This window comes from Kitasatospora sp. NPDC101157 (genome assembly GCF_044768255.1).
GTDB lineage: Bacteria > Actinomycetota > Actinomycetes > Streptomycetales > Streptomycetaceae > Kitasatospora.
This window is the reverse complement of sequence record NZ_JBIWPL010000020.1, coordinates 102,453-116,401: the sequence shown is the minus strand read 5'-3', so window position 1 is coordinate 116,401 and position 13,949 is coordinate 102,453. Positions and strand designations below refer to the sequence as shown.

The 13,949-nt window shown below is 73.0% G+C and carries 10 protein-coding genes; 9 read left to right on the top strand and 1 reads right to left on the bottom strand.

The window, feature by feature from the left end:
* Positions 1-104 precede the first annotated feature (104 nt).
* A complete protein-coding gene (locus ACIRVF_RS31100; RefSeq protein WP_402825143.1) occupies positions 105-1,193 on the bottom strand; it encodes a nuclear transport factor 2 family protein in 1,089 nt (362 codons plus the stop codon).
* A 136-nt stretch (positions 1,194-1,329) separates the two neighbouring features.
* On the opposite strand from ACIRVF_RS31100, the gene sigJ reads away from it, so the two are divergent.
* The 9 genes from sigJ to cydD all read left to right on the top strand — a co-directional run bounded on the left by sigJ (position 1,330) and on the right by cydD (position 13,904).
* Entirely contained in the window at positions 1,330-2,217 is an 888-nt protein-coding gene (sigJ, locus tag ACIRVF_RS31095) for an RNA polymerase sigma factor SigJ (protein WP_402825140.1), read from the top strand.
* Positions 2,218-2,305: 88 nt separating this feature from the next.
* Entirely contained in the window at positions 2,306-2,782 is a 477-nt protein-coding gene (locus tag ACIRVF_RS31090; RefSeq protein ID WP_402825137.1) for a carboxymuconolactone decarboxylase family protein, read from the top strand.
* A gap of 218 nt (positions 2,783-3,000) precedes the next feature.
* Complete coding sequence (locus ACIRVF_RS31085; protein ID WP_402825134.1) at positions 3,001-3,789, top strand: response regulator transcription factor; 789 nt, start codon at positions 3,001-3,003, stop codon at positions 3,787-3,789.
* 12 nt (positions 3,790-3,801) lie between these two features.
* Positions 3,802-5,301, top strand: coding sequence for a sensor histidine kinase (locus tag ACIRVF_RS31080; RefSeq protein WP_402825131.1), 1,500 nt, complete (start codon positions 3,802-3,804; stop codon positions 5,299-5,301).
* A 139-nt stretch (positions 5,302-5,440) separates the two neighbouring features.
* Entirely contained in the window at positions 5,441-6,052 is a 612-nt protein-coding gene (locus tag ACIRVF_RS31075; RefSeq protein WP_402825128.1) for a Uma2 family endonuclease, read from the top strand.
* Positions 6,045-7,412 (top strand): oxygenase MpaB family protein, encoded by a 1,368-nt coding sequence (locus ACIRVF_RS31070; protein WP_402825125.1) that lies wholly within the window; start codon positions 6,045-6,047, stop codon positions 7,410-7,412. Before ACIRVF_RS31075 ends, ACIRVF_RS31070 begins: the two co-directional genes overlap by 8 nt.
* A gap of 329 nt (positions 7,413-7,741) precedes the next feature.
* A complete protein-coding gene (locus ACIRVF_RS31065; RefSeq protein ID WP_402825122.1) occupies positions 7,742-9,286 on the top strand; it encodes a cytochrome ubiquinol oxidase subunit I in 1,545 nt (514 codons plus the stop codon).
* 36 nt (positions 9,287-9,322) lie between these two features.
* Positions 9,323-10,414 (top strand): cytochrome d ubiquinol oxidase subunit II, encoded by a 1,092-nt coding sequence (gene cydB / locus ACIRVF_RS31060; protein WP_402825119.1) that lies wholly within the window; start codon positions 9,323-9,325, stop codon positions 10,412-10,414.
* 4 nt (positions 10,415-10,418) lie between these two features.
* Positions 10,419-13,904, top strand: coding sequence for a thiol reductant ABC exporter subunit CydD (gene cydD / locus ACIRVF_RS31055; protein WP_402825116.1), 3,486 nt, complete (start codon positions 10,419-10,421; stop codon positions 13,902-13,904).
* The last annotated feature ends 45 nt before the right edge of the window (positions 13,905-13,949 follow it).

Sequence of the window (13,949 nt, the reverse complement as noted above, 5' to 3'; positions counted from 1 at the left end):
AGTCCCCCGGTGGGCCCCCCCCCGCCCCGCTGGGCCCCCTGCTCCGCGCGGGGGGCGGGGGGCGTGTGGCGGGCCCCCCCCCCCCCCCCGCCCAGCGCCGCAGGTCAGTAGCCGATGGCCTCGCGCAGCAGCAGCACGGTGCCACGCGCGAAGCGCGTCGGCGCGTTGAGGACCAGGAGCTGGTTGACGGCGCTGGGCCGGCCGTAGGCGGCCCGGGCGCGGGCGTCTTCCAGGGGGAGGGCGTGCTCCTCCAGGCGGCGCATGGCGGTGGGCAGGTCGGGGACGACCTTCTGGGCCCCGACGATCCAGACCGCCTGACCGGCGCCGCCGGCGTTGGCGGGCAGCTGGCTGCCGGAGCCCGAGGCGATCACCAGGGAACCGGTCTCGGTGGCGGCGACGACGCTGCCCACCGCGACGTCGGGGCTGGCCAGCAGGCGTCGGAGATCGTCGGCCTCGGCCTCCCGGTCCATGGCCAGCGCCCGCGACCTGACGGACCGGTAGCGGCCGCCGGAGTTGAGGTCCTCGTCGATGCCGGACAGCCGGAGCGTCTCGCTGGCCGCGGTGAACACGGCGGCGTCCGCCGGGACCAGCTCCCTGACGCGGGCGCGGGCGGCGGCCGCGTCGTCGAGGATCTCGACGGTGAAGCCGGCGGCCGCCAGCGCGGCCGCAGCCCGCTCCAGCCGCTCCGCGTCCGCCGGAGCGGTGAACGCGGTGGAGGCACCGCGGTCGGCGGCCTCGGCGGCGGCGTCCCGCGCATCACACGGGGCCGAGCCGCCCAGCGGGCTGGTGTCGACGTAGCGGACCTCGTAGACCCGCTCGGCGAACCGCCAGCCCTCCGCGGTCCGCTGGTAACGGTCGTGGTAGACGGCGTAGTTGAGACCTTCCTGGCCGTCCTTGAGGCGGACGATCTCGTGCATGAGGGCGCGGCCGGTCGCGGTGTCGCCGTCGATCCGGATCGAGCCCGGGTGGGTGTTCTGAACGAAGAAGTCCCATCGGGCCTGGAGTTCCTTGCGCCCGGCTTTGATCTGCTCCCTGCCGACCAGCTCGATCGGGACGTTGGGCATCCGCAGCGCGCCGTCCGGCGTGAACAGGCCGGCGAGCCGCTCGCCGTCGCGCATCATCACCGCGTCGGTGAACTCGGCCTGCAGCGCCTGGATCTCCACGAGGTCGGCGATCGCCTGGAAGTCGTTCACGGTGGGTCCTCCCTGTTGTCCGGTTCGGGTCCTGCCCTTACGACAGGACGGTGCACCGGAATGTGAGGCGCGCGGTGGTGTCACATTCCGGCCCGCTGTTCTGTCGTAAGGGCAGGACCGGAACCGGAGGCGGAGCATGGACCAGGACCTGAGCGTGATCACGAGCGAGCGGCGCCGGCTGACCAACGTGGCGTACCGGCTCCTCGGCTCACTCGCCGACGCCGAGGACGTCGTGCAGGAGACCTACGCCCGCTGGTACGCCATGCCCCCGCACCAGCGGGCCGCCGTCCTCTCGCCCGGCGGCTGGCTGACCACGGTCGCCAGTCGGATCTGCCTCAACCAGCTGACCTCCGCCCGGGCCCGGCGGGAGCGCTACGTGGGCGAGTGGCTCCCGGAGCCGCTGCCCGAGCACCGGGAAGGGCCCGACGGCGTGGCGGCGGACCCGGCGGACCGGATCACCCTCGACGAGTCGGTCAACATGGCCTTCCTCGTCGTCCTGGAGACGATGACCCCGGCCGAGCGCGTGGCGTTCGTCCTCCACGACGTCTTCCAATATCCCTTCGGCGAGGTGGCCACGATCGTCGGACGCTCGGCGGCGGCCTGTCGCCAGCTGGCCTCCTCCGCCCGGCGCCGGATCCGTGCGGCACAGGCCCTCGCGACGCCGGTGGGCGTACAGGCCGGCATCGTCCGGGAGTTCAAGCGGGCCTGGGAGGCCAAGGACGTCAAGTCGCTCATGGACCTCCTCGACCCCGACGCCACCGTGATCGCCGACGGCGGAGGCCTGGTCGCCGCCCTGCTGGAACCGCTCACGGGCAGCGAGTGGATCGACCGCACCCGTGTCCACGGTGACCGGGTCACCGCCGGGCTGACTCTGCTGGAGAGCACCGTCAACGGCCTGCCCGGCCTGGTCGCGCGGCAGGACGGCGTGACGGACACGGTGATGGCGTTCCGGATCGCCAAGGGCCGGATCACCCACATCTGGGCCGTGCGCAACCCGGAGAAGCTCCGCGCCTGGCAGGTGTGAGGCAGACCACGTCCCGGCCTGTCACGGACCGACCGGCTGTCCTGTCAAAGAGGACGGCAACGCAACACCGACCCCGAGGGAGCACACCATGGAAGCCCGTCTGAACGCCTTCGCCAGCCCGGTCATGGGCAAGGTCTTCAAGCACCTCATCACCGCGAACCAGGCGATCGCGGACTCGACCCTCCCGTACGCGACCCAGGAGCTGGTGCGGCTGCGGGCCAGCCAGATCAACGGCTGCGGCTACTGCGTCGACATGCACTTCAAGGACGCCGTGCACGCGGGCGAGGAGGCGACCCGGCTGAACCTGGTCGCGGCCTGGCGCGAGGCCACCGTCTTCACCGAGGCCGAGCGGGCCGCCCTGGAGCTGGCCGAGCAGGGCAGCCGGCTGGCCGACGGCGGCGGGGTGACGGACGAGGCCTGGGAGAACGCGGCGAAGTACTACGACGAGGAGCAGCTCGCGGCACTGGTCTGCGTCATCGCGCTGATCAACGCCTTCAACCGCGGCAACGTCATGATTCGCCAGCCCGCCGGCGACTATCGCCCGGGCCAGTTCGCCCAGCACTGACCGTCGGAACGGTGTGACGCGGTGCGGCCGGGGAGCGTGCTCCCCGGCCGTTCGACGTTCCCGCACACCCGTGCGCACACCACCGAGCCGCACCCCTGGGGGCTTGTCGCCCAAAAACCGACCGATAAGGTGTTAATCCAACATTCATCCATGCCGCATAGCCTCCGGGGGCTAGCCTCATGCTGAACGTCATCGTCCGACCGGGAGGCGAAACCCCCGTGCAAGGCACTGTCACCACACCGGGCGGCACCACCGTGGCCGGGGGCCAGGGCGAGGCCTTCCTCCTCGTCGTGGACGACGAGCCGAACATCCGTGAGCTGCTCGCCGCCTCGCTGCGGTTCTCCGGGTTCCGGGTGGCGTCCGCCGCGAGCGGGACCGAGGCCCTGGAACTGATCGCCGCCGAGCGGCCGGACCTCGTGGTCCTCGACGTGATGCTGCCCGACCTCGACGGCTTCACCGTCGTCGAGAAGCTGCGCGAGCGCACCAGCCGCGGCCAGATCGCCGGACCCGCGCACGGACACCCCGGCGACCACCTGCCGGTGCTGTTCCTCACCGCCAAGGACGGCGTCGGCGACAAGGTCCAGGGCCTGGCCGCGGGCGCGGACGACTACGTCACCAAGCCGTTCAGCCTGGAGGAGCTGATCGCCCGGATCCGCGCCATCCTGCGCCGGGCCGGCGGCCCCTCCGAGGACGGCCGACTGGTCGTCGCCGACCTCAGCCTCGACCCGGTCGCCCACGAGGTCACCCGGGCCGGCACCCCCGTCGCGCTCTCCCCGACCGAGTTCAAGCTGCTGCACTACCTGATGGCCAACGTCGGCCGGGTGGTGTCCAAGGCGCAGATCCTCGACCACGTCTGGGCCTACGACTTCGGCGGTGACCTCTCCATCGTCGAGTCCTACATCTCCTACCTGCGCCGCAAGCTCGACTCCGGCCCGGCGCACGGCCCCAAGCTGATCCACACCGTGCGCGGCATCGGCTACGCGCTGCGCCGCCCCCCGCAGGGCTGACCGGACCCGCTCGTGTTCAACCGCTTCACCTCCCGGCTGTCGCTGCGCGCCCGGCTGCTGGTCCTCGCCCTCGCGCTGGTCACCACCGGGCTCGCGGTCAGCGACACCTTCGTGCTGGGCACCGTACGGGCCCAGCTGGTGGAGCAGCTGGACGAGCAACTCCAGCGCTACGGGCAGCCGCTGTCCCGCAAGGCCCCGGTCCAGGTGACCGCGCCGGGTGCCGGGAAGCCGGGCGTCAACGGGCGGCGGATCAGCCTGCCCAGCCAGTACCTGGTGCAGTGGCTGTCCTCGGACGGCAAGGTCCAGGGTTCCCTGCGCCAGCCCCTCTCGGACACCGACCCGGCGCCGCAACTGGCCGGACTGGACCCGACCCAGACCGCCCCGGACACCCCCTTCGACCTGCCCGACCAGCGCGGTCACCACAGCTGGCGGGTGCTGGTGCTGCCGCTCCAGCCCCCGCGCACCCCGGCCACCGGCGCCGCCGCGTACGCCTCGCCGGCCAGCACCCCGACGTACGTCATGGTCGCCGTCTCCCGCGAGGACGTCGACGCCACCACCGGCCGGCTGAGCACCTCCTTCCTGGCCATCGGCGGCGGCGTCCTGGTGCTGATCACCGCGCTCGGCTTCTTCGCCGTCCGGGCCGGACTGCGGCCGCTGCGGCGGATCGAGGCCGGTGCCGAGCGGATCGCCGCCGGCGAACTGTCCCACCGAATGCCGGAGCTGTCCCCGGGCACCGAGGTCGGCCGGCTGTCGATCGCGCTCAACGGCATGCTCACCCAGATCGAGGCGGCCTTCGCCGCCCGCGCCGAGTCGGAGGCCCGGATGCGGCGCTTCGTCGCCGACGCCTCGCACGAACTGCGCACCCCGCTGGCCGGCATCCGCGGTTTCGCCGAGCTGTACCGGATGGGCGCGCTGCCCACCGAGGCGGACGTCACCCGCACCATGAGCCGGATCGAGAGCGAGGCGGTCCGGATGGGCGCCCTGGTCGAGGACCTGCTGGTGCTCGCCCGGCTCGACGAGGAGCGTCCGCTCGACCTCGCCCCGATGGACCTGCGCACCCTCGCCGCCGACGCCCTGCACGACCTCACCGCCCTCGACCCCAGCCGCCCGGTCGCGCTCACCGGCCCCACCGGCACCGGCGCGCCCGGCGCGGCGCCCGTCCTCGGCGACGAGGCCCGGTTGCGACAGGTGGTCACCAACCTGGTCGGCAACGCCGTCAAGCACACCCCGCCCGGCACTCCGGTCCGGATCGGCGTCGGCGGCGGGGCCGACGGGGTCTGCCTGCTGGAGGTCGCCGACTCCGGGCCCGGCCTCACCGAGGAGCAGGCCCAGCGGGTCTTCGACCGCTTCTACCGGGTCGACGCCTCCCGCAGCCGTGACAACGGCGGCGGCGGCGGGCTCGGCCTCGCCATCGCCACCGCCCTCACCCGGGCCCACGGCGGCACCCTCACCCTGGACACCGCCCCGGGCGCCGGCGCCACCTTCCGCGTCGAACTCCCCCGCCAGCGCTGACGGATACCGCCCGAAACTCCTCGATCGGGTGAACCGGAAGCCGTTCACCCGCTCGGCCCCCCGGTCGTGTGCGACCGTGCTGCCGTTGCTTGTGCGGGATCGCGCGGGCTGACCACACTGGACGGGAAAGAGGTGTCTCGTGAGCGCGCTCGTTGTCGAGGAGACCGTCGTGAACCTGGACCAGCAACTATGGCAGGCATGGAAGTCCATGGATGTACCCGAGGGCTTCCGGGCGGAGATCATCGAGGGGACGATCACGTTGTCACCCACTGGCGGCACCCGCCATTTCAGCGTGAACAGGCGGCTGGGCCGGGCCTTGTACGACCATCTGAGGGGCTCCGGCTACGGGCCTGCGCAGGACGGCAACGTGATCGCCGACCTCAAGGTGTTCATCCCGGACGTCTTCGTGGCGCCGGACGACGTCGAAGAAATCGAGCACCCCGAGGGCGTCGGGGTGCTCGCCTCAGGTGTCCCGATGGTGGTCGAGACCGTCTCGCCGGGCGCCGAAGCGCGCAAACGAGACCACGTTCTCAAGCGCGGGGCGTACGCCCGCGCCGGCGTCCCGGTGTACGTGATCATCGACGACTACGACGACGGCGGCACCGTGACCGTCCTCACCAGCCCTGACCCCGAGCGCGGGGTCTACGCCTCCTCGACGCGGATCCCGTACGGCAAGGAGGCCGTGATCCCCGAGGGTCCGGCCAAGGGCTTCGTGATCGGCCCCGGGATCACCGGCGAGCTCCGTGGCTGACCGGGCCGTCTCCTTCAAGCAGGACCTGTCCGAGTGGCGGATCGCCCTGGTCGCCTGGCGGCTCCTGGTGCTGCAGGCCGCGGACCCGGTGGTGGGGGCCGGGATGCAGGAGCACTCCACCTACCGGGCGCACCCCTGGCGGCGGGTCGAGCACACGCTGGGGAGCGGACGGCGGCTGTTCTACCAGGACGCGGACGCCCTGCGCCGGGAGGTCGCCCGGCTGAACCGGTCGCACAAGCGGATCCACGGGACGATGCCGGACGGCCGTCCGTACGACGCGCGGGACGCGGCGACCAGGGTGTGGGTGCTGCTGACGCTGTTCGAGTCCGTGACGGCCATGCGGCGGCTCGGCGGCGATCCGTACGACGGCGCTCAACTGGAGCTCGCCTACCAGGAGTTCAGGGAAGCGATCGCCGCCTTCGAGCTGCCGGAGGAGGAACTCCCGAAGACCGCGGACGAGTTGCCCGGCTACTTCGCCCGGTACGCCCGGGAGAAGCTGGAGTTCACCGAGTCGGCCCGCTACCTGCTCGACGACATCCTGCGCGAGGCGCCCCGCCCCCGACGGCTCCGGTTCCTCGGGGACGCCGGCTGGCGGGTCGTCCGGGTGGCCGTGGCCCGGGTGATCCGGGAGCTGACGGTGGCGGACCTGCCGCCGGTGGTGCGGGAGCGGTTCGGCCTGGTCCGGACCCGGCGCGGGGCGCTGCTGTCGGCGGTGCTGCACCGGGGTGCCGGGGCCGTCGTCCCACTCCTCCCGGAGCGGGTGCGCTACCGCTCTCCGGACGCGCAGCAGCGGCCACCGCGCCGGCTGCACCCGGGGCGGGGGGACGCCCGCGGCTCCCGGGTGGACCGGTTCTTCCGGGAGGTTCTGGACCAGACCGGGGACGGCTCCATCACCGTGCACGACCTGCGGGCGATGGCCCACAACGTGTGCTGGCAGCTGGAGTTGGACGAGGAGGCCGAGGCCCGGGTGTACCGGGCCTTCGACGGCTGGTGGGAGCAGCTGCGCGCGGCGATGGACGCCGACGGGGACGGGAAGGTGAGCCGGGAGGAGTTCACGGCGGCCACCCTGGCGGGCCTCGACCGGGACGAGGCCTACCTGGAGCAGGGGCTGCTGCCCGCGCTGCGGGCGGTGTTCACCGCAGCCGACACCGACGGCAGCGGCTTCCTGGAGTTCGACGAGTACCGCGCGGTGTTCGGCGGCCCGCGCGTCCACCCTGCCGAGCTGTCGCACGGCTTCCGTCAGTTGGACACGGACGGGGACGGACGGATCACGGTGGAGGAGTTCCTGCACGGCTTCACCGAGTTCTTCACCGCCCGCGCCGACTCCGTCTCGGGGGCGCAGTTGCTCGGGCGCCCGTAACCACGGGCGCTACCACGCCCCGCTCGCCGAAGCGAGCGGGGCGTGCGGCTGTCAAGCGCCGGTTCGGACAAGAGCCGGGCGCCGTCCGCCGGGTCGTTCGTTGCCACGCCCCGCGGCCGGTCCGCAAACTGTGCGCACCGTCACGCCCTCCCACCCGCTGTCAATGCCACCCCACCTGCGGTTCCCCCGTAAGGATGGTGGATACTGTGCTTGTGAACGTGTTCACGTTCACAAGCGGACAAGCCCGCGTGGTCCGGCAACGGTGCTCGACCGGAGATGGAGTTTGTCCGAAACAGCCCTGGGAACGGGGCCGGCGGAGAGAGGGCGACGTGGAACTGGCAATCGCTCACGAAACGATCGCGCGGTGGCAATTCGGGATCACCACCGTCTACCACTTCCTCTTCGTACCGCTCACCATCAGCCTGGCCGCGATCGTGGCCGGGCTGGAGACCGCGTGGGTGCGTACGAACAAGGAGAAGTACTTCCACGCGACCAAGTTCTGGGGAAAGCTCTTCCTCATCAACATCGCGATGGGCGTCGTCACCGGCATCGTCCAGGAGTTCCAGTTCGGCATGAACTGGTCCGACTACTCCCGCTTCGTCGGTGACGTCTTCGGTGCCCCGCTCGCGATGGAGGCGCTGATCGCCTTCTTCTTCGAGTCCACCTTCATCGGCCTGTGGATCTTCGGCTGGGACAAGCTGCCGAAGAAGATCCACTGCGCCTGCATCTGGATGGTCTCGCTGGGCACCGTGCTCTCGTCCTACTTCATCCTGGCCGCCAACTCCTGGATGCAGCACCCGGCCGGCTACGCGATCGACAAGGCCACCGGCAAGGCGCGGCTCACCGACATCACCAAGGTGCTGTTCCAGGACACCACGCTCACCGTGGTCTTCCACACCCTGACCGCCGCCTTCCTCACCGGGGCCGCCTTCATGGTCGGCATCGCCTCCTTCCACCTCTGGAAGGCCAAGCGCAGGCCGGAGGGCGCCGACCCCAGGAAGACCGCCGTGATGCGCACCTCGCTGCGGCTCGGCCTGGTGCTCGCCGTGGTCTTCGGCGCCGGCACCGCGCTCAGCGGCGACACCCTCGGCAAGGTCATGTTCGAGCAGCAGCCGATGAAGATGGCCGCCGCCGAAGCGCTGTGGGACACCCAGGCGCCCGCGCCGTTCTCGGTCTTCGCGGTCGGCGACGTCGGCAAGGGCCACAACTCGGTCGCGCTGGAGGTCCCCGGGGTGCTCTCCTTCCTCGCCCACAGCGACTTCAGCTCGTCCGTCCCCGGCATCAACGACACCGCCGCCGCCGAGGCCGCCGCCCACGGCGGCAACCCCAAGGACTACATCCCGAACGTCTTCGTGACGTACTGGGGCTTCCGCTTCATGATCGGCTTCGGGATGACCTCCTTCGTGGCCGGCCTGATCGGCCTCTGGACCACCCGCCGGAAGTTCCTGCTGCGCCCCGAGTTCCGCACCGGCGACACCGAGGTGCCCCGGCTGATGCTCACCCCGAAGCGGGAGCTGAGCCCGCTGCTCACCAAGTGGAGCTGGCGGATCGGCATCCTGACCATGGGCTTCCCGCTGGTCGCCAACAGCTTCGGCTGGATCTTCACCGAGATGGGCCGCCAGCCCTGGGCCGTCTTCGGGCTGATGACCACCGCCGACGCGGTGTCCCCCAACGTCGGCGTCGGCACCCAGATCGGCGCCCTGGCCACTTTCACCACGCTGTACGCGATCCTCGCCGTCGTCGAGGTCCGGCTGCTGGTCAAGTACGCCAAGGCCGGCCCGGTGGTGACCGAACAACCCCCGGCCGTGGACCCGTCGCTGCGCGGCCCGTCCACGGACGAGGACGCCGACAAGCCGCTCGCCTTCGCGTACTGATCCGCGGAACCGACCCAAGATAGGAGACCCAGGGTCATGCAACTCCACGACGTCTGGTTCGTGCTGATCGCGGTCCTGTGGATCGGCTACTTCTTCCTGGAGGGCTTCGACTTCGGGATCGGCGTCCTCACCAAGCCGCTCGCCCGGAACACCGCCGAGCGCCGGGTGCTGATCAACACCATCGGCCCGGTCTGGGACGGCAACGAGGTCTGGCTGCTGACCGCCGGCGGCGCCACCTTCGCGGCCTTCCCGGACTGGTACGCGACCCTCTTCAGCGGCTTCTACATCCCGCTGCTGGCCATCCTGGTCTGCCTGATCGTCCGCGGCGTGGCCTTCGAGTACCGGGCCAAGCGGGACGGTGCCCGCTGGCAGCGCAACTGGGAGGAGGCCATCTTCTGGACCTCCCTCGTCCCCGCCTTCCTGTGGGGCGTGGTCTTCGCCGACATCGTCCGCGGCGTGGACATCGACGCGCAGAAGAACTACGTCGGCGGCCTCGCCGACCTGCTCAACCCGTACGCGCTGCTCGGCGGACTGGTGACGCTCACCCTGTTCACCTTCCACGGCGCGGTGTTCGCGGCCCTCAAGACCGTGGGTGAGATCCGCGAGCGGGCCCGCGGGGCGGCCCTCCGGGCCGGCCTGGCGGCCGCCGTCCTCGCCCTCGTCTTCCTGCTCTGGACCCAGGCCGACAGCGGCAACGGCCGCAGCCTGGTCGCCCTGGCGGTCGCCGTGCTGGCCCTGGCCGGCGCCCTGGTGGCCAACCAACTCGGGCGCGAGGGCTGGGCGTTCGTCCTCTCCGGGGCGACCGTCGTGGCCGCGGTCGCGATGCTCTTCCTGGCGCTGTTCCCGAACGTCATGCCGTCCACGCTCAACCCGGCGTGGAGCCTGACCGTGGGCAATGCGGCCTCCTCGCCGTACACGCTGAAGCTGATGACCGTGGTGGCCGCCGTGTTCACCCCGCTGGTGCTGCTCTACCAGGGCTGGACGTACTGGGTGTTCCGCAAGCGGATCGGGGTGCAGCACATCCCCGGCGGCCACCGGCCGGCTGCCCCGGCCGCTCCCGCCGCTCCGGCTGCCCCGAAGGCTCCCGTCGCCCCGGCCGCTCCCGTCGCCCCGGCCGACCGGGCCTGACGCCGTGAAGCCGGTCGACCCCCGACTCCTCGGGTACGCGCGCACCACCCGGGCCTTCCTCGCCGGATCCGTGCTCCTCGGCGGGGCGGGCGCGGCCCTGGTCGTGGCCCAGGCGAGCCTGATCGCCGAGATCGTGGTCCGCGCCTTCCAGCGCGGCGCGGGCCTCGGCGAACTCACCACCCCACTGGTGCTGCTGGCGCTCACCGCCGTCGGCCGCGGGCTGGTCGGCTGGCTCACCGAACTCACCGCGCACCGGTCCGTCGCCCGGGTGAAGTCCACCCTGCGCCGCCGGCTGCTCGACCACGCCACCGCGCTCGGCCCGTCCTACCTGGCGGGCCGGCGCACCGGCGAACTCACCACCCTCGCCACCCGGGGCGTCGACGCCCTCGACGACTACTTCGCCCGCTACCTGCCGCAGCTCGCCCTGGCCGTGGTCGTCCCGGTGATCGTGCTGCTGCGGATCATCGGCGCCGACCTCACCTCGGCCGCGATCATCGCCGGGACACTGCCGCTGATCCCGCTGTTCATGGTGCTGATCGGGATGGCCACCCAGTCCCGGATGGACCGGCAGTGGAACGCCCTGGCCCGGCTCTCCCACCACTTCCTCGACGTGGTCGCCGGCCTGCCCACCCTCAAGGTCTTCAACCGGGCCCGCAGCCAGGCCGCCACCATCGCCCGGATCACCGCCGACTACCGCCGGGCCACCCTGCGCACCCTGCGGATCGCCTTCGTCTCCTCCTTCGCGCTGGAGCTGCTCTCCACCCTGTCCGTCGCGCTGGTCGCGGTCACCATCGGCTTCCGGCTGGTGGACGGCTCGCTCGACCTGGAGACCGGACTGCTGATCCTGATCCTCGCCCCCGAGGTCTACTTCCCGATCCGCCAGGTCGGCGCGCTCTACCACTCCAGCGTCGAGGGGCTCACCGCCGCCGACGAGATCTTCCGGGTGCTGGAGACCCCGCTGCCCGCTGCCGGAACCGTCCCGGCCCCCGACCTCACCGGCGCCGTGATCACCGCCGAGGGCCTGACCGTACGGCACCCGGGGCGCGCCCTGCCCGCACTGGACGGCGCCGGGCTGACCCTGAGCCCGGGCACCAGCACCGCCCTGACCGGCCCCAGCGGGGCCGGCAAGTCCACCCTGCTGGCCGTCCTGCTCGGCCTCACCACCCCCGGGGCCGGCACCGTCCGGATCACCGCCGCCGACGGGAGCGGCCACGACCTCGCCGAGCTGGAACCCGGCAGCTGGCGGCGCCAGATCGCCTGGGTGCCCCAGCACCCGCACCTGTTCGCCGGCACGGTCGCCGACAACCTGCGGCTCTACCGGCCCGAGGCCCCCGACGAGCAGCTGTGGACCGCGCTACGGGCCGCCCACGCGCTCGACTTCGTCACCGACCTGGACGCCGAACTGGGGGAGGACGGCGCCGGGCTCTCCGCCGGACAGCGCCAGCGCCTCGCGCTCGCCCGGGTGCTGCTCGCCGACGACCGGCCGCTGGTGCTGCTGGACGAACCCACCGCCAACCTGGACGGCGTCTCCGAGGCCGCCGTCGTGGACGCCGTCCGCGCCCTCGCCGAGGACCCGGCGCGCACCGTGCTGGTGGTCGCCCACCGGCCCGCCCTGCTGGCCGTCGCGGACCAGCGGGTCCACCTGGCCGGGCCCGCCGCCGCCGAGGCCTCCACAGCCGTCACCCGGCCGGCCCACAGCGGGAGGCCGACCCCCGCCCCGGCCGTGCCCGAGGAACCCGAGGCCGAGCCCGCCGCCCCCCGGCTGGCCCTGTCGGTGCTGCTCGGGGCGCTCTCCCTCGGCAGCGCCGTCGCCCTGATGGCCACCTCCGGCTACCTCATCTCCCGGGCCTCCCAGATGCCCCCGGTGCTCTACCTGATGATGGCCGTCACCTCCGTACGGGCCTTCGGCATCGGCCGCAGCGTCTTCCGCTACGCCGAACGGCTGGTCTCCCACGACGCCGTGCTGCGCGCCCTCGGCACCCTGCGGGCCGCCGTGTACCGCCGGCTGACCGCGCTCGCCCCGGCCGGACTGCCCGCCTTCCGGCGCGGCGACCTGCTCTCCCGGCTGGTCGCCGACGTCGACGCGATCCAGGACCGCTACCTGCGCTGGCGGCTGCCCGCCGCCGTGGCGGCCGTGGTCGCGCTGGCCTCCGCGGTCGCGACGGCGGCCTTCCTGCCCGCCGCCGGACTGGTGCTCGGCCTCGGACTGCTGCTCGCCGGGGTGCTGGTACCCGCGCTCGCCGCCCGCTGGTCGGCTGGCGCCGAGCGGCGCCAGGCCCCCGCCCGCGGGCGGCTGGCCACCTCCGTGGTGGACGCCTTCACCGGCACCGCCGAGCTCACCGTGGCCGGCGCGCTGCCCCGCCGACTGGCCGCCGTGCGCACCGCCGACGCGGCGCTGACCGGGCTCGCCGCCCGCTCGGCCGCCACCACCGCGCTCGGCACCGGGCTGATCGCGCTGCTCGCCGGGCTGACCGTGGTGGGCGCGGCGGCCGTCGGCATCCACGGGGTGCGCGCCGGTTCGCTCCCGCCGGTCTGCCTGGCCGTCGTGGTGCTGACCCCGCTGGCCGCCTTCGAGGCCGTCACCGGGATGCCGCTCGCCGTCCAGGCCCGCCAGCGCGGCCGCGCCGCCCGGGCCCGGCTGGACGAGGTGCTGTCCGCCGAGCCCGTGGTGACCGAGCCCGCCGAGCCGGCGGAGCTGCCCGAGCGGCCGCTGCCCGTCGCGGTGCGCGGGCTGACCGTACGGCACCCCGGGCAGAGCGCGGACGCGCTGGCCGGAATCGACCTCGACCTCGCGCCCGGCCGCCGGATCGCCGTGGTGGGCCCCTCCGGCTCCGGCAAGACCACGCTCGCCCAGGCACTGCTGCGCTTCCTGGAGCCCGGGGCCGGGACAGTCACCTTCGCCGCCGGCTGTCCACAGGCTGTGGACAGCCGGGCGCTCGCGGGCGAGGACGTCCGCCGGGTGATCGGCCTCTGCGCCCAGGACGCCCACGTCTTCGACAGCTCGCTGCGGGAGAACCTGCGGCTCGCCCGGCCGGACGCGGACGAGGACGCGCTGAGCGCCGCGCTCGCCGCCGCCCGGCTGCTGGACTGGACGGACACCCTGCCCGACGGCCTGGACACCATGGTCGGCGAGCACGGCGCCCGCCTCTCCGGCGGCCAGCGCCAGCGCCTCGCGCTCGCCCGGGCGCTGCTCGCCGACTTCCCCGTCCTGGTCCTGGACGAGCCCGCCGAGCACCTCGACCTGCCCACCGCCGACGCGCTCACCGCCGACCTGCTGGCCGCCACCGCGGGCCGCACCACCGTGCTGATCACCCACCGGCTGGCCGGGCTGGACGACAGCACCGTCGACGAGGTGCTGGTGCTGGACGGCGGGCGGGTCGTCGAGCGCGGCCGCTGGTCGGAGCTGGCGGCCGATCCGGACGGCCGGCTGAACGCGATGCGGCGGCGGGAGCGGGAGGCGGACGGCCTGCTGGAACCGGTGGGCGCGTGAGCGCTGGGCCCGTCGGTGCTGGGCTCGTCGGCGCTGCGCCGATCT